This is a genomic window from Rhizobium sp. Root1334 (assembly GCF_001426665.1).
Taxonomy (GTDB): domain Bacteria; phylum Pseudomonadota; class Alphaproteobacteria; order Rhizobiales; family Rhizobiaceae; genus Pararhizobium.
In genome coordinates this window covers 1,161,777-1,181,404 of record NZ_LMEY01000001.1, presented here as the reverse complement: position 1 = coordinate 1,181,404, position 19,628 = coordinate 1,161,777, and the positions used below count along the sequence as shown (strand labels likewise).

Below are 19,628 nucleotides of genomic sequence, written 5' to 3'. Positions count from 1 at the left end.
AACCGGCTAAAGCCCTTTCATGACGTCCGCATAACGCTTTTGTGTCGGAACGATTACAACTGTGCACAGCTGTTCAAAAAGCATCGGGAAGATGCAACGGCCAGCGCCACGGTGTGACGGAGATGATGTCATAGCGGATTGAAAGCGCCGCAGAATCCCTTTGTCTCGCGAGCCAGAGGTCGCTTGCAGCGCGGATGCGGCGTTGTGCAAGACCGGAAACGGCAAACACAGAATCTTCCAGCGACCGACGGGCCTTGACCTCGACGCAGGCGATCAGATTGCCCTTGCGTGCAATAATGTCGATTTCCCCGAGTTTCGTCCGGTAGCGGAAGGCGACGATGCGGTAACCTTTAAAGAGAAGGTAAAGCGCGGCGCGATACTCGGCCAGCGACCCGCGCCGGAGCGCTTTTTTCCTCTTCTGATCCGGCCGCTCAGGTTTCATCCCGGTCTTTGAGCTCCAGGAGCCGATCATAGAGGTCCTTGCGGTTGAGGCCCGTCTGCTTGGCAGCTTCCGTTGCCGCCTTGCCGGTCGACATATCCTTGACGAGTTTTCTGAGGATAGCATCGACGTCATCGGCTTCCGGTGCCGCCGGTGCATCCGGCGGGCCGATGACGAGCACGATCTCGCCCTTGACGGTTCCGCCTTCATCATAAAATGCCTTGAGCTCGGCGAGCGTGCCGCGGCGGAATTCCTCGAAGGTCTTGGTGAGTTCGCGGCAGACCGAAGCGCGCCGTTCGCCCCCCAGTACATCATGGGCCGCGACGACGGCAGCTGCGATCCGGTGCGGCGATTCAAAGAACATCAGGGTTGCGGGAACGTTGGCGAGTTCGGCAAACCGGTCGCGGCGAGCCTTGTCCTTTGACGGCAGGAAGCCCGCAAACAGGAAAGCGTCATTGGGAAGCCCGGACCCGACTAGGGCTGCCAGAGGCGCAGACGCCCCCGGGATGGGCACCACCCGGTGCCCGGCCTCGATGGCGATCTGGCCGAGCCGGTAGCCGGGATCCGAGACCAAGGGCGTTCCGGCGTCAGAAACAAGGGCGACGGACTTGCCCTCGTCCAGCGCTGCCAGAAGCTTCGGACCGACCTCGTTGGCATTGTATTCGTGATAGGCATAGGGCCGGTTGACGATGCCGTAGCGGTCGAGCAGCACGCGGGTGACGCGGGTGTCCTCGCAGGCCAGCACATCGGCCCCGGCCAGTGTTTCCAGCGCGCGCAGGGTAATGTCGGAGAGATTGCCGATTGGGGTGGCGACCAGGTAGAGCGCCGGTTCCAGCGGCCGTGCGGGCACCGCGACATTGTGCAGACGGTAGCCCTTCTGCCGCTCGTTCGTCTGCGTTTCGCCCGATGCCTGCTTTTCCAAAACGGTATGCCCTCATGCCTTTGCCTGCCGTTCATCCGGCGCCCGGTCTTTATGGGTGAGCGGCGGCACTTCGGCAAGAGCCGCGGATTTGCGGCAATGCAAACATTACTGGGGCTCAACCACCGTTACCTCTTGCTTTTGACGGCTTGTTTCTGCCATTTTGCCCGTCCACATCTTCCCCGTCCGAAAGGGGACACTTCAAAAGTTCAAGCCGGGAGGCGCGGCCCGCCCGGCGATGGTTGAAAGCGGTAGCATCTCATGCGCATTACTCTCGAGCGGTCCAATCTCCTGAAGTCGCTGAACCACGTTCACCGTGTGGTCGAGCGTCGCAATACCATTCCGATCCTCTCGAACGTGCTTTTGCGCTCCGACGGCGCCAGCCTCGAAATGAAGGCAACCGACCTCGACCTCGAAATTACCGAAGCGACACCGGCACAGGTTGAGACGCCCGGCGCGACGACGGTGCCGGCGCATCTGCTTTACGATATCGTTCGCAAGCTGCCGGATGGTTCGGAAGTGGCGCTCGCCACCAATGCCGAAGGCACGGCAATGACCGTCCAGTCCGGTCGCTCGAAATTCTCGCTGCAATGCCTGCCGCAGTCCGATTTCCCGGATCTGACCGCCGGCGCGTTCACCCACACCTTCCGCATCAAGGCGACGGACCTGAAGATGCTGATCGATCGCACCCAGTTTGCGATCTCGACGGAAGAGACCCGCTATTACCTGAACGGCATCTATATCCACACGATCGAGAGCAAGGGCCAGCTGAAGCTGCGCGCCGTCGCCACCGACGGCCATCGTCTTGCCCGCGCCGACCTCGAAGCGCCGTCGGGTTCGGAAGGCATGCCGGGCATCATCATCCCGCGCAAGACCGTCAGCGAATTGCAGAAGCTGGTCGACAACCCGGATGTGGTCGTTACCGTCGAAGTATCGGATGCGAAGATCCGCCTGACCATCGGTTCGATCATCATGACCTCGAAGCTGATCGACGGCACGTTCCCGGATTACCAGCGCGTCATCCCGGCCAATAACGACAAGGAACTGAAGATCGATTGCCAGTCCTTCGCCCAGGCTGTCGACCGCGTCTCGACGATTTCGTCCGAGCGCGGCCGCGCCGTCAAGCTGGCGCTGTCGGACGGACAATTGACGCTGACGGTCAACAACCCGGATTCGGGCAGCGCCACGGAAGAACTTCCTGTCGGCTATGACAGCGATCCGCTGGAAATCGGCTTCAACGCCAAATACCTGCTCGATATCACCGCGCAGCTTTCCGGCACCGATGCCGTTTTCATGCTGGCTGATGCGGGCTCGCCGACGCTGGTGCGCGACATGGCGGGCGATGACGCTCTCTATGTTCTGATGCCGATGCGGGTTTAGGCCTGACAGGAATTTGAGATGGAAAACGGCCGGACCTGATCCGGCCGTTTTCGTATGCAGTTATCCGATGGCGAAAGCAGGATTAACTGGTTGTTGGCAGACTGATTTAATGACGCGAAATGACTTGTTTTTGTCGCTCGTGGCAACGCATAATCATTTCGGAGTTGGAGACGCTGCGTTTGCGCCGGCAGGCATGAAGCCTGGTTGGAGAAGCAGGCGAGTTTTGCTGGAGATACGCATGAATTTTCGTCTGAAAGAGCGTTTTGGCAAGAAATTCGACGAGGAAATACGTTTCTTCAAGGGCTGGCGAAGCAATATGAAGGCTGTCGGCTCGATCGTGCCGACATCCGGAATCACTGCCCGGCGAATGGCGAGCGTCGTCAATCCGCATTCAGGCCTGCCCGTTCTTGAGCTTGGCCCCGGCACCGGCGTCATCACCAAGGCAATCCTGCAGAAGGGCGTTCAGCCGGAAAACCTGGTGTCGATCGAATTTTCCACCGATTTCTACCAGCACCTAGTCAAGACCTATCCGGATGTCGATTTCATCAACGGAGACGCCTTCGATCTCGACAAGACGCTTGGCCCACGCCGTGACCAGCAATTCGACAGCGTCATTTCCGCCGTACCGCTTTTGAACTTTCCGATGCACATGCGGGTCTCGCTGATCGATGATCTCCTGTCGCGCATCCCCGTTGGCCGTCCGGTCATCCAGATTTCCTACGGTCCGCTGTCGCCCGTTGTTGCGATGCCCGATCGTTACCAGATTTCCCATTATGATTTCGTCGTCCGCAACATTCCGCCCGCACAGCTGTGGGTTTACCGCAAGACGCATTGAGGACGGTCGATGTTCGGCGTTTACATTACCCATCCGCAAATCCGGCTTGAACCGGATGTGCCGGTTCCCCGCTGGGGGCTGTCCGAGATCGGCGCCGGACGCGCCGAAAGGACGGCGCAGCAGAGTTGGGTCAGCCAGCTTTCCCGCATCCTTTCCAGCGACGAGACCAAGGCGCTGGAAACGGCCGCAATCCTCGCGCGTTCGGGCGGCGTCGAGGTGGAGGTCCTGGAACATTCCGGCGAAAACGACCGCTCGGCCACAGGTTTTTTGGTGCCCGAGGAATTCGAGAAGGCGGCCAACTGGTTCTTCGCCAATCCAGAACAGAGTTTCCATGGTTGGGAGCGGGCGGCCGATGCCCAGAAACGGATTGTGACGGCGGTCACTTCGGTATTGGACCGGCATGATCCGGCAAAGCCGATTGCCTTCGTCGGGCATGGTGGTGTCGGCACGCTGCTGAAATGTCACCTGGCGGGGCTGCCCATTTCACGCAGTCATGATCAACTGGCGGGTGGCGGCTGCCTCTACGCATTTTCCCTTGCAGACCGCTCCCTTGCATGCGACTGGACCGCCATGGAGCATTGGCAAGGATGGCAAAAATGACTGTGACCGCACGTGACCGGCTGATCGTCGGGCTTGATATCCCAACCATCGGCGAGGCGGAAGCTATCGTCAAAGCGCTTGGCGATGACGTGCTGTTCTACAAGATCGGCTACCAGCTGGCCTTTGCCGGTGGTCTTGAGTTCGCCCGTGATCTGGCCGCCGATGGCAAGAAGATCTTCCTCGATATGAAGCTGCTCGATATCGACAACACGGTTGCCAAGGGCGTCGAGAATATCGCCAAGATGGGCATGTCGATGCTGACGCTGCACGCCTATCCGAAGGCAATGCGGGCGGCCGTTGAAGCGGCAAAAGGCTCTGATCTCTGCCTGCTTGGTGTTACCGTGCTGACATCGATGGACGAGCAGGACGTCATCGACGCCGGTTATGAATACGATCCGCATACGCTGGTGCTGCGGCGTGCCGAACAGGCCCGCGCCGCTGGCATGGGGGGCATCGTTTGCTCGGCTGAAGAGTCCGCCGCAGTCCGCAAGGTCGTTGGCCCGCAGATGGCGATCGTCACCCCGGGCATCCGCCCGGCCGGCAGCGACAAGGGCGACCAGAAGCGCGTGATGACGCCGGCCGATGCGTTGAGCGCCGGTTCCAGTCATCTCGTCGTCGCCCGCCCGATCGTCAAGGCCGCCGATCCGCAGGCCGCGGCCCGCGCTATTCTCGGTGAAATGAGCGGCGTGCTCTGATCAATTGCCGTTGTCCTCGACCCGGTTGCTCGGGTCGGTATTGCGAATGAGGGAAGTGCTGCCGCCGATCAGGCGGTTGCCTGTCACGGTGTTGAACTGCGCGAAGTCCAGCGAGCTGATGCTGCTGCCGAAGGGATGTGCGGGGTCGCGGAAGCAATAGCGTTGCGCGCCGTTGCGTGAGTTCAGCCAGACGGCGGGCTTCGCCATGAATGCCATCTGGTATTTGAAGGTGTTGCCGGAAATCGTGTTGTTCTGTGGTTTCTGATGGCGGATCGTGCCGCCTTCGCCGCAGTTGCGATAGACAAAAATGCCACCATTGACCGGATTGTCGAAGACATTTCCACGGATCATGTTTCTCGCCGCCCCATCGATGGCAAGCTGCTCGCGCCGGCTGTTTACTGCAAACCGATTGCCCGAGATCGTGTTTTCCGCCGACTCCGCATCGAGATAGAGGGCCGGCCCATCGCTCTGTCCCGTAAAGGTGGAATTTTCGACACGGACCTTTGTGACGCCTGGCCCGATATAGAGAGGCACCCTGGTATCAGCGATGAATGTCAGGGCGGAAAGCGAGATTCGCGTCGGCGCCGATGCCTGCGCAAAGGCCGTATGGCCGGCAGTCAGAGATGACGATTGGACGGCTTTCGCCTGGCCGTTGGTGCCCAGACCTTGAAGGCGAAGCGCCCCTTTGATCACGCAGTTGCGCACGGTGACATCCGATGGTGCGCTCCAGTCACCGTTTTTGCCTTTGGTGGAGCGTATGAGAATGCTCGGCCGGCTGAAGTTGACCGAGCCGCGCGATCCGTCAAGCGTGGCGCCCTTGCAGTCCAGCGTCATCCCCGACGCATTGGCGCCAGAGAAGATCAGGCGTTTGGTGATGATATCGCCGGGCGACAGGGTCAGATTGCAGCGCAGTTCGACAGTTGCATCCTGTTTTGCCGCTGGAGCCTTTACCGCCGCATAGACGCTGGCACTGCATTGCGTGGGCTTGGCCTGGGGTGCCCCGGGATACAGGAACAATGCAAATAGTCCGCCGGACAGCGCTGCAATTCTTCTGTAGGCAAACATGCTCGGTCTTCCGTGATTTGTGCGGCTCAAGCGCCGGTTGTGAAGCTGTCGCATTTTTCTGAGACGTTTCCATATCTTGACCGGTCAAATGATTTGACGGAAGAAGCCGAAACGATAATTCTGGCTTGCAACGAATTTAGGGAGATTGCCATGGCCAAGGGCTACTGGATTGCGCGGGTCGATGTCCGCGATGCCGAGCGTTACAAGGATTATGTTTCTGCGGCAAAGCCGGCGTTTGAGAAGTACGGCGCCAATTTTCTGGCACGCGGTGGCGCTTTCCAGCGATTGGAGGGCGATGTGCGCGGCCGCAACGTGGTGATTGAATTCCCATCTCTGCAGGCTGCCGTCGACTGTTATCACTCTGCGGAATATCAGGTCGCTGCCGGCATTCGCCAGCAATGTGCCGATGCGGAAATGGTGGTCGTCGAAGGTATCTGATGCACTGCAGCAACTGCGGCGTAAAGCGGCAGAAAAGCCTTTGCGATAAGCCTTCCCGTCGCCCGACGATTGGGCTATGTAGCTCATATACGCCATACTGCAGATCAGGAGTGCCTGTGCCATGACTTTGTCCAATCTCCCGCCGCTCGTCACCGTTTTCGGCGGTTCCGGGTTTGTCGGCCGGCATGTCGTGCGGGCTCTGGCCAAGCGCGGCTTTCGCATTCGGGTTGCCGTTCGCCGCCCGGATCTCGCCGGTTTCCTGCAGCCTTTGGGCAATGTCGGGCAGATTTCCTTCGTTCAGGCCAACCTGCGCTACCGCAAGTCGGTCGATGCGGCGGCTCAGGGTTCCGATCATGTCGTCAACTGCGTCGGCATCCTGTTCGAGAGTGGACGCAACACATTCGATTCGGTCCAGGATTTTGGTGCCCGCGCCGTGGCGGAAGCCGCACGGGGTGCTGGTGCGACACTGACGCATGTGTCCGCCATCGGGGCCGATGCCAGCGCTGAATCGCTCTATGCCCGCAGCAAGGGCCGTGCCGAAAAGGCGATCCTGGAGACCGTTCCAGACGCCGTCATCCTGCGGCCGTCGATCGTCTTCGGACCGGAAGATGGTTTCTTCAACAAGTTCGCCGAAATGTCGCGCTTCTCGCCGGTGCTGCCGCTCGTCGGCGGTGGCGAAACCGCGTTCCAGCCGGTCTATGTCACCGACGTTGCCGAAGCGGTCGCCAAGTCTGTCGAAGGCAAGGTTGCCAAGGGCCGGATTTACGAGATCGGCGGCCCGGAAGTGCTGACCTTCAAGAACTGTCTCGAAATCCTCATGAAGACGATCGATCGCAAGCGCACCCTGCTGCCGATCCCGTTTGGCATCGCTTCCCTGATCGGCTCTGTCGCCTCGATGGTCCCGTTCATCGCGCCGCCGCTCACTGTCGATCAGGTCACGCTGCTGAAGAGCGACAATGTCGTGTCCTCGAATGCGCAGGCCGAAGGGCGCACGCTGCAGGCGTTCGGCATCGCGCCGACGTCGGTCGAGGCCGTGCTGCCATCCTATGTGGTGCGCTACCGTCCGCAGGGCCAGTATTCCCGGTCCGGCAGCGCCGCCTGATCGCGCCGCATACCGCTTGAAATCTACAGTTTGATTGAGCCGCCGGTACTCCCCGGCAGCTTCTTTTTGCCCGTCACAGAATAAAACGTTGCAGTTCTGCCTCACTTAAAAAAGCGATTGGTCTTTACCGTCGATTCAACATGTATCGATATTGATAACGACAGTTCCAGCACATACACAGCAGCCGCGCCGCATCGTTCACACAAGGAACAACCGGCTCCATCATATCACCTTGAGAGGCACATTTTTTATGGGCAAGTCGATCGCGATTTTCTTTGCGTGCGCGGCACTTATTATCCTGGCTGGATCCTTCGCTGCGCCGAAGACGGTCGCCAGCAATCACAGCGGTTGCGCGCCGGCCTATGGCGTCGATCCCTGCACGACGGCGTCGATCGGCACGCTTGCTGCAGAATAAGAGTTTCCGCCTTCTCGCGAAGGCGGCACAGACTATGGCGGGGGCCAGGAGCCGCATGTACTCTCTTCATTGAGGTGCATGCGGTTTTTTATTGGGCTTAACCGAACAGCCACAGGCCGATGAGGCCGGCCGTTCCGACGAGGATGCGCCAGATCGCAAATGGCGCGAAGCCGCGGCTGGAGACGAAGTTCAGAAGCGAGCGCACCACCAGCAGCGCGGAGACGAAGGCGGCGATGAAGCCGACGGCGATCAGCGTTGCATCGTTGAAGTCGAGCGCGGCCCGGTTTTTGTAGAGATCAAGCGTGAAGGCGCCGAGCATTGTCGGCATCGCCAGGAAGAACGAAAACTCTGCGGCAGAACGCTTGTCGGTTCCCATCAGAAGCGCGCCTGCAATCGTAGCGCCGGAGCGCGAAGTGCCGGGGATCATCGCCAGGCACTGGAACAGGCCGATTTTGAGGGCCAGCGAGGGTGGATAATCCATGACGTCGCGGTATATCGGCTTCAACGGCATACGATCGATTGCATAGAGAATGATGCCGCCGATGATCAGGACGACACAGATCAGCATCGGCGTTTCGAACAGCACGGTCTTGATGAAGTCATGCGCAATGGCGCCGATCACGGCAGCCGGCAGGAAGGCGAGCAGGACCGAGAGAACAAACCGCCGCGCCTTTGCGCTGGATGGCAGAGCCATCGCGATTGACAGCAGGCGCTGGAAATAAACCAGCAAGATGGCGAGGATCGCGCCGAGCTGGATGAGGACGGCGAAGGTATTGCCGGGGGACTTGAAGCCAAGAAAATGCCCGGCGAGCAGGACATGGGCGGTGGACGATACCGGAATAAATTCGGTCAGGCCTTCGATAAGGCCAAGGATAAGCGCACTGATGATCGATTGATCGGCCATGAATTAAGCTTCCCTGAAGCATTGGAGGTTAGGCTCTGGGGCCAACGAAGGGCATTGGCTGATTCGCTTGTGTTTGCGGCAGCAAGTTCCTATAGCTTTTTCTAACGCAGCGTGGCCAGACGAAACCGCCACGAGACAGCCACCCCCCTCCCAACCGAACTGACGAAATCCGATAGCTTATGCCGACACTTTATCACCACCCGATGTCCACATCCTCCCGGTTCGTCCGTCTGATCCTGTCGGAATACGGCTATCAGACGGAGTTGGCGGAGGAGCAGCCTTGGGAAAAGCGGCGGGATTTCCTGACGCTCAATCCAGCAGGCACCTTGCCGGTCTATGTCGATGACAGCATGCGGGCACTCTGTGGCGCGATGGTGATTTCCGAATATGTCGACGAAACCCATGGCGTGCTGAAGCGCGATCGCCGTCTTCTGGCGGAAGACCCGTTCCAGCGCGCGGAAATCCGCCGTCTGGTCGAATGGTTCCTGCAGAAGATGGAAGCCGACGTGACGCGGCCCCTGGTGCGGGAGCGTATCTTCAAGCTGCAGATGACGCCCGATCAGGGTGGCGGCGCCCCGGATTCGAAAATACTGCGCACATCGCGCTCGAATATCCGCCAGCACCTGAAATATCTCGGCTGGCTTGCCGGTTCGCGGACCTATCTGGCCGGCGACCGGTTGTCCTATGCCGATCTTGCTGCAGCGGCTGCCATTTCGGTTCTGGACTATCTCGGTGAAATCGACTGGTCGGAAGCGCCGGCTGTGAAGGATTGGTATCAGCGTCTGAAGTCGCGTCCGTCGTTCCGCCCGCTGCTGGCCGAGCGTGTGCGTGGCGTCACGCCGGTTTCCCATTACGCCGATCTCGATTTTTAAGGAGCGGTTCGGTGCCCGGCAATGCGCTCCTGGAGGAGAAGCATGACAAGCGGCGCCGGACGCTGACCAGCTTCCTGAAGGACGAAGCCCGCGACAAGGGTTTCGATGTCTGCCGGGTGACGCTGCCCGCTTCCATTCCGCAGGCGCCGGAACGTCTCGCCGATTTCCTCGCCGAAGGCTATCACGGCACGATGGACTGGATGGCTGACACGGCCGACCGCCGGGGCGATCCTCGCGTGCTCTGGAGCGACGTGCGCTCCGTCGTCTTATTCGGCATGAACTACGGGCCGGACGAAGACCCGCGCTCCATCCTTGATAAGCCGGAACGCGGCGCCATTTCCGTTTATGCCCGCAATCGCGATTACCATGATGTGATCAAGGGCAAGCTGAAAGAAGTGGCAACCCGGTTTGCTGCGCGGGCAGGCGAGGACGTCAAGGTCTTCGTCGATACGGCCCCCGTGATGGAGAAGCCTCTGGCTGAGCAGGCCGGCCTTGGCTGGCAGGGCAAGCATACCAATCTCGTCAGCCGTGAGTTCGGCTCCTGGCTGTTTCTCGGCAGCCTGTTCACCACCGCTGACCTTTCGATTGATACGCCGGAACGGGATCACTGCGGTTCCTGCCGCGCTTGCCTCGATGCCTGCCCGACGGATGCATTTCCGGCACCCTACCGGATCGATGCGCGCCGCTGCATTTCCTATCTGACGATCGAGCATAAAGGCCCGATCGATCCCGCCATTCGCCCAAGGATCGGCAACCGGATTTATGGCTGCGACGATTGCCTGTCGGCCTGTCCGTGGAACAAGTTTGCCGCCGCTGCCTCCCAGATGAAGCTGAAGGCGCGCGAGGACCTGAAGGAGCCGCCGCTGTCGTTTCTGCTGACGCTCGATGATCCCACTTTTCGCACGTTCTTTTCCGGCTCACCGGTCAAGCGTATCGGCCGTGACCGGTTTGTCCGCAACTGTCTGATTGCAGCTGGAAATTCCGGCGAGGCGGGCTTGGCCGAGCTCTGTCTTGGTCTGGCGGGTGATCCGTCGGCGGCCGTGCGGGGGATGGCGATCTGGGCCTTGTCGCGCTTGATGACGGCTGGTGATTTCTCCGAATTTGCGGCAAGACGGCAGGACGAGACCGATTCCGAGGTGCTCGCCGAATGGAAACTGGCAGGAGTTGACTGATGCATGTTCTGGTTCTGGGCGCCGGTTTTTCCGGATCGGCAATCGCCAAGGCTTTTTTGCCGCTGGCGCAATCAGTGACCGGGACAACGCGCTCTGAAGACAAGCTCGCTGGTCTGCGTGATCTGGGCCTCGATGCACTGGTGTATGACGGTGTGACGATCTCGCCCGAACTTGCCGCTGCCATGAAGCAGACGACGCATCTCATCCAGTCGATCGCGCCCGGCCGGGACGGCGATCCGGTGATGCGTCCCGGCGCATCGCCGCTTGCCGGCTTGATGCCGAATTTGCAATGGGCTGGCTACCTCTCGACGGTTGGCGTCTATGGCGATCATGGCGGCGCATGGGTGACGGAGGAGGCATCGCTGGAACCGGTCTCCGCCCGGTCCGTCGAGCGGGTTGCTGCTGAACAGGCGTGGCTGGCCTTCGGTGAGGCCGCCAATATACCCGTCGCGGTGTTGCGGCTCTCCGGTATCTATGGGCCCGGCCGTAATGCTTTCTGCAATCTTGCCGCTGGAACCGCGCGCCGCCTGATCAAGGCCAATCAGGTCTTCAACCGCATCCGTGTCGAGGATATTGCCGGCTCTGCCGTCTTTCTCTCCGGCCGTTCGATTGGCGGCATCTATAATGTCACGGATCACGAGCCGGCGCCGCCGCAGGATATTGTCGCCGAAGCCGCCCGCCTGATGGGCGTTGAGCCGCCGCCGGAGATGCCCTTTGAAACCGCCGAGCTTTCACCAATGGCGCGGTCTTTCTATGGAGAGAACAAGCGTGTTTCCAATACACGGCTGCGTGATCTCGGATTCGTCTTCCGCTTCCCAGACTATCGGATTTCGCTAGCGGAATTGTGGAGTAACGGCCACTGGCGCGGCTGATATTTCAAGTAAAAGGCGGTTCGGATAGTCTATGATCTGTCTCTGATAGACCAGATAAATTGTGGCCAAATATCGTTGTATCCATGACCGTTTGGTCTAGGAAAATGACAAGAATATCTCCGTAGTGCTGCCATTTTTGTACACCTATAACGGGAATACTGGATTCTCTAGCTTCAAAATCAGCCGGATTTGGCAAATTTCAAAAAATTGAATCCTTTTTCTTGAACCGATAGATGTTCACGCCGATGTGAACGGCCTTTGGCAGACTAACGCCTGAATCCAAAGCACTTCTGCAGCTTTGTGACAGAATTTCAAAATTTCGTAATTTTAATTTTTCGGAGATTGGTAATATTTCCTAATGCAACGTTAAAGGTTGAAGCACGTTTTCGCCATTTTTCCCCCTGAAAACCCAAGCCTTCGTAAGACTTAACTAAATTTCAAGCGAAGGGGTCATCTGTTTGATCAAGATGAAGATCACGTCTGCTGCTCTTGCTGCAGCTTTTGCCTTGGGGGCAACTTTTACTGCAGTGACACCAAGCCAGGCTGCACCTGGTCAGGCAAAGGCTACTCCGGCCAAGGCTGGTAATTGCGGTGGGGCATCCTGGTACGCCCTGACGTCGCGCACCGCGTCCGGCGAACGGATGAATGCATCTTACCTCACCGCCGCGCACCGCAATCTCAAGTTCGGCACCAAGGTTGCCGTCACCAACAAGCGCAATGGCAAGACCGTCGTCGTTCGCATCAATGACCGTGGCCCCTTCATTCGCGGCCGTGTGCTCGATCTCTCCAAGGCCGCCGCTTCCCATATCGGCATGATCAACTCCGGCACCGCCAGCATCTGTTATCGCGTCGTCGGCTGACGGCAGAACAACACGCCTGTCCGGGAATTGTTCCGGATGGATTTGATACGGGTCATCCGGGCAAGGATTTCGCCTTCCGGTAATGACCATAGCCTCCCATCTGGTCAGCATTCGTCACACGCAAGCACCTCCCGGCTTGCTCTTGACGGCCATCACCGCTACCACGGCGGAAAATGGAGTTTGAAAGATGCGACTGGGTGGCAGGCTCGCCGGAGCCATTGAGGTTCTTGCCGATATCGAAACGCGCAAGCGTCCCGTGGCCGATGCCCTCAAGGATTGGGGGCTGGCCCATCGGTTTGCCGGGTCCGGCGACCGCGCCGCGATCGGCAATATCGTCTATGACGCGCTGCGCATGAAACTTTCCCACGCCTATCTGATGGACAGCGACAGCGCGACCGCGCTCGGCCATGCCGTGATGTTCCGCCAGTGGGGCGTTTCGCCCGAACAACTGGCCGCGGAACTGGATGGCGACAGGTTTGCGCCCGAGCCCCTGACCGCCGAAATGGTTGCTGCCTTTGCCAGCCGCACGCTCGACGATGCGCCGCTGCATGTTCAGGGCGATATCCCGGAATGGGTGCAGCCGTCCTTTGAAGAAAATTTCGATGAAGACTGGCTGGAGGAGGCACAGGCTCTGGCTGGCCGTCCGGCGCTCGACCTGCGCGTCAACACGCTGAAGGCGACCCGCGACAAGGTCTTGAAGGCACTGGATCGCAGCGGCGTCGAACCGGCAGCGATTGCTCGCAACGGCATTCGCGTCAAAGCGGGCGAGGGCGCCTCGCGCCTTCCCAACGTGACTGCCGAAATCTCCTTCGAAAAGGGCTGGTTCGAGGTCCAGGACGAAGGCTCGCAGATCGTTTCCGATCTTGTCATGCCGAAGGAAAACGAGCAGATTCTCGATTATTGCGCCGGTGGCGGCGGTAAGACGCTGGCCATGTCCGCAGCCATGCACAACAAGGGCCAGATCCACGCTTATGACACGGACCGCAAGCGCCTGGCCCCGATCATCGAGCGGCTGAAGCGCGCGGGCACCCGCAATGTGCAGGTCCATGACCGGCTGGAGGGGCTGAAGCCGTTTACCGGCAAGTTCGATCGTGTGCTGGTCGATGCACCCTGCACCGGCACCGGAACCTGGCGCCGCCGCCCGGACACAAAGTGGCGGCTGACGCAGAAGAACCTTGAGGAGCGGCTGGGCCAGCAACAGGAAGCGCTGGCCGGTGCTTCATCCTTCGTGCGCCCCGGTGGTCATCTGATCTACGTCACCTGTTCGGTTCTGCCAGAGGAAAACGAGGCGCAGGTCTACGCGTTCTGCGAGGACAATCCCGAGTTTGAAATCCTGTCGGCCGCCGACGCCTGGGCCGATCTGTTCGGCACCGACAAGCGGCAACCCTGGTCCGCGGACATGAAGACCGTGACGCTGACGCCGGCATCGACGGATACCGACGGCTTCTTCTTCTGCCTGATGGGCCGCAAAAGCTGAGCGCCCTGAAGACGCTTTAGCCGGGGTCACAATAGGTCTTGCGGCGGGTTTTACTGCCGCATCCACATTGAAAACATTCTAAACTATACACTTTGACACAAGTTTGATTTTGGTCCATGAAAACCGGGCTGAATAGCCACGTCCATCCATCGGGCCGCGCGGCTTGCGCGACCGGCGGAGCCGGGCGGTGGGGAACGCCGAATTCATTCGGACAATACCAGGAGAGGTCATGACCAAATCATTCCTTCGCAGCGCCGCGCTGGCGCTTGCCACCGCAACGTCGATGCTGGCGCTGCAACCGGCGCAGGCTGCCACCGACGCAGCCGCCGTCGTCAAGCATTATGCCGATGTCGCCCACGCGAAATTCTCGGATGCACTCTCGACCGCTGAAGCGCTCGACAAGGCCGTCGATGCCCTGATCGCTACACCGAGCGAAGCGACGCTGAAGGCCGCCCGCGAAGCCTGGCTTAAGGCGCGCAATCCTTATCAGGAAACCGAAGTCTACCGTTTCGGCAACCCGATCGTCGACGAATGGGAAGGCAAGGTCAACGCCTGGCCGCTGGACGAAGGCCTGATCGACTACGTCGATCCGAGCTATGGCACGGAAAGCGACGAGAATTCGCTGTTTACTGCCAATGTCATTGCCAACAAGACGATCAAGATCGACGGCAAGGATGTGGACGCGACGAACATCACCCCGGGATTCCTGGCAGGCACGCTGCAGGAAGCCGGCGGTATCGAGGCGAACGTGGCAACTGGCTACCACGCTATCGAATTCCTGCTCTGGGGCCAGGACCTGAACGGCACCGGCCCGGGCGCCGGCAACCGTCCGTATACCGACTATGACGCCAAGGCCTGCACCAACGGCAATTGCGACCGCCGCGCCGCCTATCTGAAGGCCGCCAGCGATCTGCTCGTGTCGGACCTGAAGGAGATGGTCGCCAACTGGACGCCGGATGGCGCTGCCACCAAGAATGTCGAAGCCGATCCCAAGGCTGGCCTCGGTGCTATCCTGACCGGCATGGGCTCGCTCTCCTATGGTGAACTGGCCGGCGAACGCATGAAGCTCGGTCTGCTTCTGCACGATCCGGAGGAAGAGCATGATTGCTTCTCCGATAACACCTACAACTCGCATCTTCATGACGCGATCGGTATCCAGTCGGCCTATACCGGCGAATATACCAAGGTCGATGGCACCAAGGTGACCGGCCCGTCACTGTCCGAACTCGTTGCCGCCAAGGATCCGGCGCTCGACAAGGAAATGAAGGAAAAGCTGGCGGCCACCATCACCGCGATGCAGGCCATGGCCAAGCGCGGCGAGACGGTTGAAAAGTACGACCAGATGATCGGTGAAGGCAACACCGAGGGCAATGCCGTCATTCAGGCTGCCATCGATGGCCTGGTTGCGCAGGCAAAGACGGTCGAGCGCGTCATTGCGTCGCTGGAGCTTGGTACGATCGAGCTTGAAGGTTCCGACAGCCTGGATAATCCTAACGCTGTCTTCCAATGAGAAAGCAAAGGCGGGCCGCCGCTTCTCGCGAGCGGCCCGGTTTTTTCTGAATGCGTGCTTGGCCTGCCCGACGCCTGATAGTGCCGTCTGCCGTTCTGTTTTTGACAGCGGCGGGCGGTTTTTCCGTTTTTGGCGCCGCTATCCTGGCGGGGGAGCCCGAGGCCAAAACGGAAGGCCGCGCGGAGCAGCTGCCGCTCCCGTCCACCCGTGATGATCTGACCGATGCGGACCGGGCACGGGTTAAGGCCGTCACCCGCCCAGCCACGGATTTTTCCAAGGCCGAAAAGTTTGAAGCCATGTCCGGCGGGGCAGGCACATCGATCGCGTCCGTCAACCAGGACATTCTATCGCAATTCTCCGCCAACATTACTTTTGCCGAAGAAGAGAATTTCAAGCTCGGCAATGCGCTTTTCCGCAAGCTCTGGGTCTCCTCGCCCTCCTCGACGCAGGCATCGGACGGTCTGGGGCCGCTCTACAATGCCCGCGCCTGCCAGACCTGTCATCTGAAAGACGGCCGGGGTCATCCGCCGGAGGGCTCGGATGATGCGACATCGATGTTCCTGCGCCTTGCCCGTGCGCCAAAGACCGACGCCGAGCGGGCGGCGATCGCCGCGCATGAGGTGCTGAATTTCCCCGATCCCGTCTATGGCCAGCAATTGCAGGATAGCGCCGTTCCCGGCCTGCCAGCAGAAGGCCATATGCGGATCAGCTATACGGAAATGCCGGTGACGCTGGCGGGCGGGGAAATCGTTTCCCTGCGCAAGCCGCAATATTCCATCGACAAACCCGGTTACGGGCCGCTCGATCCGACGACCACGCTGTCACCGCGTGTCACGCAGGTGATGTCGGGGCTCGGTTTGATCGAGGCCATCCATCCCGCCGATATCATCGCCAATGCCGATCCGGACGATGCGGATGGCGATGGGATCCGCGGCAAGCTGCCGGTGGTGCGCGACCCGCAATCCGGCAAACTGGCGCTCGGCCGTTTCGGCTGGAAGGCGCAGAGCCCTACGGTGCGTCAGCAGGCAGCCGACGCGCTGGCTGGCGATATCGGCATCTCGTCGCCGGATGCCCGGCGCAATCACGGAGATTGCACACCAGCGCAGACGGCATGTCTGGCAATGGCGGATGGCGTGCAGGCTCGTCTTGGCGATACGGAAGCGCCCGATCCCGTTCTCGGCCTCATCACATTCTACTCGGAAAACCTGGCCGTTCCGGCACGGCGAAAGGCGAGCTTTGCCGAGACGCTGGCGGGCAAGAAGGTGTTTTACGACACCGGTTGCGCTTCCTGCCATGTGCCGAAATTCGTCACCCGCCGCGATGCCGCCAACAAGGCGCATGCGTTCCAGTTGATCTGGCCCTATTCCGATTTCCTGCTGCATGACATGGGCGAAGGCCTGGCCGACGGCCAGCCGGTGGGTGTCGCGTCCGGCAGCGAATGGCGCACGCCGCCGCTCTGGGGTATCGGCCTGACCAAGACAGTCAGCGGCCATACGTTCTTCCTGCATGACGGCCGCGCTCGTAACCTGACGGAAGCCATCCTCTGGCATGGCGGCGAGGCGGCAAAAGCCCGCGACCGGTTTGCCGCGCTGGAAAAAGCCGATAGACAAGCCCTGATCACATTTCTGGAGTCTCTCTGATGCGCCCCCGGCATATCCTGCTTCTCGGTTTGAGCCTTTTCTTCCTGCCGCTGTCCGCCATGGCAGAAGATGAGGAAGCGGCCGCGCCGCGCGCAGGGCTGCGCGTGGATGCCGTGCCGGGTGTCATGCAGAAGGCGGTCGACGACTTCATCCGGCCTGGCTACCAGCGATCTGCTGGAGGGTACAGAAACGCTGGCCGAGGCCGCCCATACGCTCTGCGAAAAGCCGTCCGATGAGACGCTCGGCGACGTGCAGATGAGTTTTGACGAAGTCGTCCAGCAATGGTCGACAATCGAGATCGTCCGTGTCGGGCCGGTTATCGAGGGCAATCGGTTCGAACGCTTCCTGTTCTTCCCGGATCGCAAGAGCACTGGGCTGAAGCAGGTTCAGCGTATTCTGGCAACCAATGACGAAACGGCTACCGCCGCAGAGAGCCTGAAAGGCAAGAGCGTTGCGGCGCAGGGGCTGGGAGCGCTGGAATATGTGCTTTACGGTACCGGGGCTGAAGTTCTGCCAACCGAGAAAAACGGGTTTCGTTGCCGCTATGGTGCTGCCATTGCCGACAACCTGAAAGCCGTGGCTGGTGAACTACACGCCGAATGGGAAAAGCCGGATGGCATCCAGTCCGCCTGGAAGAATCCGGGGCCGGACAATCCGGTCTATCGTGATGGCAAGGAAGCGGCGACCGAGTTGCTGGGCATTCTCGTCCATGGCGTCGAAAGCATCAGAGACCAGCGTCTGCGGCCTTTCTATGCCGGTATCGTCAAGGGCGAACCGGACAAGGGCCATCCGAAAATGGCCATCTACTGGCGGTCCGGTAACACCATGCCGGCACTGTCTGCGAATTTTTCGGCACTGCAGGCCCTGTTCAATGCGGCCGGCATGGATGCATTGCTGCCCGACGGAAACCGCGACATGGTCAGCGCGATCAATTACCTGCTGCAGGCCAATGTCGATGACCTCGACGAAATCGATCTGCCGGTCGAGCAGGCGATTGCCAGTGACGAACAGCGCGGCAGGCTGAACCGTATTCTGCAGAACACCAACAACGTTCTGCAGCGGTTGAACCTCGATTTTGGCGCTGCGATCGGGCTCAGCTCGGGCTTCTCCTTTGCCGATGGCGACTGAGCAAAAAAGACTGCATTCCCCTAACCGGCAAGCGGTTGACAACAAAAGCACATTGGCGCAATGGATCAGCCGTGTTCACCTGTGAGCACGGCCAAACAAGGATCAACGGATCATGAACCCCGACAGTCGAAGTAGAGCTTCGATTTTTTCGACCGTCCGGCCCTGATCACAAGGGATGCCCGCTGGCGGTCGATGACTTGCCAGATTGGAACCCGACATGCTGCGCATCTATTCCTGCCAGAACAATCACCTTGCCCCTATCGATGCCATCCCGGAACTGGGTGAAACCACGCCGATCGTATGGTTCGACCTGTTCAATCCCGTGCAGGATGAAACCCGTAGCGTCGAGCAGCATCTCGGTATCGAAATCCCGACGCGCGATGAAATGCAGGAGATCGAGCTTTCCGACCGCCTCTATCAGGAGGACGGCGCCGAATTCATGACGATGACGGCCGCGACGGAACTCGATGGCGACAACCCGGTGAAGGTGCCGGTGACATTCATCCTCAAAGGCGCGACGCTGGTCACGGTCCGTCATGCCAATCCGAAGCCGTTTCACCTCTACGCTGCCCGCATGCAGCGCCTGAACGGCGCCTCCTGCGAAAGCGGAGAGCTGGTGATGCTCGGGCTGCTGGAAGCGATGATCGACCGTACGGCCGATGCGCTGGAGCGGATCGGCAACGAGATCGAGGGCATTTCACGGGAAGTGTTTCGCAAAAGCCATTCGAGCGTCACCAAGAAGACCCGCGACCTGCAGTCGCTGATCGAGCAGATCGGCCAGAAGGGCGATTTCTTGAGCGTCATCCGCGAAAGCCTCGTCAGTGTCGGACGTCTCGTCGCGTATCACACGGCGCTGGATGGCACCGGCACGCGCAAGGCGATCAAGGAAAGCCGCCAGCGGATCAAGCTGATCCAGCGCGATGCCACGTCTCTCGGTGACCACGCCCTGTTCCTGTCGAACAAGATCAACTTCCTGCTCGATGCGACGTTGGGCCTGATCAATCTGGAGCAGAACCAGATCATCAAGATTTTCTCGGTGGCCTCGGTCGTCTTCCTGCCGCCGACGCTGGTCGCGTCGATCTACGGGATGAACTTCGATGCCATGCCGGAGCTGAAATTCTCGTTCGGTTATCCACTGGCGCTGTTCGCGATGGTGCTGTCGGCGGTGGTGCCGTTCCTGTATTTCAAGCGGCGAGGCTGGCTTTAATCGCGTTATTAAACCCGGTGTGTCTGGCGATTTCCCAGGTTCTCCGTCATCCTCGCCCTTGTGGCGGGGGATCCTGTTGCGGCGCTTCTGCGCCGCAA

19 protein-coding genes and 1 pseudogene are annotated in these 19,628 nt (G+C 60.0%); 16 read left to right on the top strand and 4 right to left on the bottom strand.

The window, feature by feature from the left end; all coding sequences use genetic code 11:
* Positions 1-73: 73 nt before the first annotated feature.
* Positions 74-442: a YraN family protein gene (locus tag ASD36_RS05715; protein ID WP_060500928.1), complete on the bottom strand. Its 369-nt coding sequence runs from the start codon at positions 440-442 to the stop codon at positions 74-76.
* Positions 432-1,361 (bottom strand): 16S rRNA (cytidine(1402)-2'-O)-methyltransferase, encoded by a 930-nt coding sequence (gene rsmI / locus ASD36_RS05710; RefSeq protein ID WP_060500926.1) that lies wholly within the window; start codon positions 1,359-1,361, stop codon positions 432-434. Before rsmI ends, ASD36_RS05715 begins: the two co-directional genes overlap by 11 nt.
* A gap of 258 nt (positions 1,362-1,619) precedes the next feature.
* On the opposite strand from rsmI, the gene dnaN reads away from it, so the two are divergent.
* The 4 genes from dnaN to pyrF all read left to right on the top strand — a co-directional run bounded on the left by dnaN (position 1,620) and on the right by pyrF (position 4,868).
* A complete protein-coding gene (gene dnaN / locus ASD36_RS05705) occupies positions 1,620-2,738 on the top strand; it encodes a DNA polymerase III subunit beta (protein ID WP_060500924.1) in 1,119 nt (372 codons plus the stop codon).
* Positions 2,739-2,970: 232 nt separating this feature from the next.
* Positions 2,971-3,573, top strand: coding sequence for a phospholipid N-methyltransferase PmtA (gene pmtA, locus ASD36_RS05700; RefSeq protein ID WP_112834652.1), 603 nt, complete (start codon positions 2,971-2,973; stop codon positions 3,571-3,573).
* 9 nt (positions 3,574-3,582) lie between these two features.
* Positions 3,583-4,173 carry a histidine phosphatase family protein gene (locus tag ASD36_RS05695; protein ID WP_060500920.1) on the top strand — a complete coding sequence of 197 codons (591 nt, stop codon included), beginning with the start codon at positions 3,583-3,585 and terminating at the stop codon, positions 4,171-4,173.
* 2 nt (positions 4,174-4,175) lie between these two features.
* Entirely contained in the window at positions 4,176-4,868 is a 693-nt protein-coding gene (gene pyrF, locus ASD36_RS05690; protein ID WP_060512015.1) for an orotidine-5'-phosphate decarboxylase, read from the top strand.
* Here pyrF and ASD36_RS05685 read toward each other — a convergent pair whose 3' ends face one another.
* Entirely contained in the window at positions 4,869-5,933 is a 1,065-nt protein-coding gene (locus ASD36_RS05685; protein ID WP_060500919.1) for a right-handed parallel beta-helix repeat-containing protein, read from the bottom strand. It abuts the gene before it with no gap.
* A 150-nt stretch (positions 5,934-6,083) separates the two neighbouring features.
* Between ASD36_RS05685 and ASD36_RS05680 the strand changes: the two genes are divergently transcribed.
* The 3 genes from ASD36_RS05680 to ASD36_RS31005 all read left to right on the top strand — a co-directional run bounded on the left by ASD36_RS05680 (position 6,084) and on the right by ASD36_RS31005 (position 7,888).
* Positions 6,084-6,371, top strand: coding sequence for a DUF1330 domain-containing protein (locus tag ASD36_RS05680; RefSeq protein ID WP_060501418.1), 288 nt, complete (start codon positions 6,084-6,086; stop codon positions 6,369-6,371).
* Between the two features lie 121 nt (positions 6,372-6,492).
* On the top strand, positions 6,493-7,473 hold the full coding sequence (locus ASD36_RS05675; RefSeq protein WP_060500917.1) for a complex I NDUFA9 subunit family protein: 981 nt from the start codon (positions 6,493-6,495) through the stop codon (positions 7,471-7,473).
* A gap of 250 nt (positions 7,474-7,723) precedes the next feature.
* On the top strand, positions 7,724-7,888 hold the full coding sequence (locus tag ASD36_RS31005; protein ID WP_112834648.1) for a hypothetical protein: 165 nt from the start codon (positions 7,724-7,726) through the stop codon (positions 7,886-7,888).
* Between the two features lie 97 nt (positions 7,889-7,985).
* Here the strand turns inward: ASD36_RS31005 and ASD36_RS05670 are convergent, their stop codons facing one another.
* Positions 7,986-8,792 (bottom strand): undecaprenyl-diphosphate phosphatase, encoded by an 807-nt coding sequence (locus ASD36_RS05670; RefSeq protein ID WP_060500915.1) that lies wholly within the window; start codon positions 8,790-8,792, stop codon positions 7,986-7,988.
* A 179-nt stretch (positions 8,793-8,971) separates the two neighbouring features.
* Between ASD36_RS05670 and ASD36_RS05665 the strand changes: the two genes are divergently transcribed.
* The 9 genes and pseudogenes from ASD36_RS05665 (at position 8,972) to ASD36_RS05625 (ending at position 19,530) form a co-directional block, all read left to right on the top strand.
* Entirely contained in the window at positions 8,972-9,664 is a 693-nt protein-coding gene (locus tag ASD36_RS05665; protein ID WP_060500912.1) for a glutathione S-transferase family protein, read from the top strand.
* Between the two features lie 11 nt (positions 9,665-9,675).
* On the top strand, positions 9,676-10,836 hold the full coding sequence (queG, locus tag ASD36_RS05660) for a tRNA epoxyqueuosine(34) reductase QueG (protein WP_060500910.1): 1,161 nt from the start codon (positions 9,676-9,678) through the stop codon (positions 10,834-10,836).
* Entirely contained in the window at positions 10,836-11,708 is an 873-nt protein-coding gene (locus ASD36_RS05655) for an SDR family oxidoreductase (protein ID WP_060500908.1), read from the top strand. The genes queG and ASD36_RS05655 overlap by 1 nt, the downstream gene beginning before the upstream one ends.
* A gap of 458 nt (positions 11,709-12,166) precedes the next feature.
* On the top strand, positions 12,167-12,568 hold the full coding sequence (locus tag ASD36_RS05650; RefSeq protein ID WP_112834647.1) for a septal ring lytic transglycosylase RlpA family protein: 402 nt from the start codon (positions 12,167-12,169) through the stop codon (positions 12,566-12,568).
* A gap of 187 nt (positions 12,569-12,755) precedes the next feature.
* Positions 12,756-14,045, top strand: a complete 1,290-nt coding sequence (locus ASD36_RS05645) for an RsmB/NOP family class I SAM-dependent RNA methyltransferase (RefSeq protein ID WP_060500906.1) — start codon at positions 12,756-12,758, stop codon at positions 14,043-14,045.
* Positions 14,046-14,274: 229 nt separating this feature from the next.
* The gene (locus ASD36_RS05640; protein WP_060500904.1) at positions 14,275-15,555 is read left to right on the top strand and encodes an imelysin family protein; all 1,281 of its coding nucleotides are present in this window, start codon (positions 14,275-14,277) and stop codon (positions 15,553-15,555) included.
* Positions 15,556-15,605: 50 nt separating this feature from the next.
* Entirely contained in the window at positions 15,606-17,195 is a 1,590-nt protein-coding gene (locus ASD36_RS05635; protein WP_082511900.1) for a di-heme oxidoredictase family protein, read from the top strand.
* Positions 17,195-18,323 (top strand): annotated as a pseudogene (locus tag ASD36_RS05630) (imelysin family protein). The gene ASD36_RS05635 and the pseudogene ASD36_RS05630 overlap by 1 nt, the downstream one beginning before the upstream one ends.
* A gap of 217 nt (positions 18,324-18,540) precedes the next feature.
* Positions 18,541-19,530 (top strand): magnesium transporter CorA family protein, encoded by a 990-nt coding sequence (locus ASD36_RS05625; RefSeq protein ID WP_060500900.1) that lies wholly within the window; start codon positions 18,541-18,543, stop codon positions 19,528-19,530.
* Positions 19,531-19,628 lie beyond the last annotated feature (98 nt).

Bases quoted from the DNA above. Each gene is read 5' to 3' on its own strand.
- ASD36_RS05715 (WP_060500928.1), bottom strand. From the start codon at position 442: ATGAAACCTGAGCGGCCGGATCAGAAGAGGAAAAAAGCGCTCCGGCGC.
- dnaN (WP_060500924.1), top strand. From the start codon at position 1,620: ATGCGCATTACTCTCGAGCGGTCCAATCTCCTGAAGTCGCTGAACCAC.
- ASD36_RS05695 (WP_060500920.1), top strand. From the start codon at position 3,583: ATGTTCGGCGTTTACATTACCCATCCGCAAATCCGGCTTGAACCGGAT.
- ASD36_RS05685 (WP_060500919.1), bottom strand. From the start codon at position 5,933: ATGTTTGCCTACAGAAGAATTGCAGCGCTGTCCGGCGGACTATTTGCA.
- ASD36_RS05680 (WP_060501418.1), top strand. From the start codon at position 6,084: ATGGCCAAGGGCTACTGGATTGCGCGGGTCGATGTCCGCGATGCCGAG.
- ASD36_RS05675 (WP_060500917.1), top strand. From the start codon at position 6,493: ATGACTTTGTCCAATCTCCCGCCGCTCGTCACCGTTTTCGGCGGTTCC.
- ASD36_RS31005 (WP_112834648.1), top strand. From the start codon at position 7,724: ATGGGCAAGTCGATCGCGATTTTCTTTGCGTGCGCGGCACTTATTATC.
- ASD36_RS05670 (WP_060500915.1), bottom strand. From the start codon at position 8,792: ATGGCCGATCAATCGATCATCAGTGCGCTTATCCTTGGCCTTATCGAA.
- ASD36_RS05665 (WP_060500912.1), top strand. From the start codon at position 8,972: ATGCCGACACTTTATCACCACCCGATGTCCACATCCTCCCGGTTCGTC.
- ASD36_RS05655 (WP_060500908.1), top strand. From the start codon at position 10,836: ATGCATGTTCTGGTTCTGGGCGCCGGTTTTTCCGGATCGGCAATCGCC.
- ASD36_RS05645 (WP_060500906.1), top strand. From the start codon at position 12,756: ATGCGACTGGGTGGCAGGCTCGCCGGAGCCATTGAGGTTCTTGCCGAT.
- ASD36_RS05640 (WP_060500904.1), top strand. From the start codon at position 14,275: ATGACCAAATCATTCCTTCGCAGCGCCGCGCTGGCGCTTGCCACCGCA.
- ASD36_RS05635 (WP_082511900.1), top strand. From the start codon at position 15,606: ATGCGTGCTTGGCCTGCCCGACGCCTGATAGTGCCGTCTGCCGTTCTG.
- ASD36_RS05625 (WP_060500900.1), top strand. From the start codon at position 18,541: ATGCTGCGCATCTATTCCTGCCAGAACAATCACCTTGCCCCTATCGAT.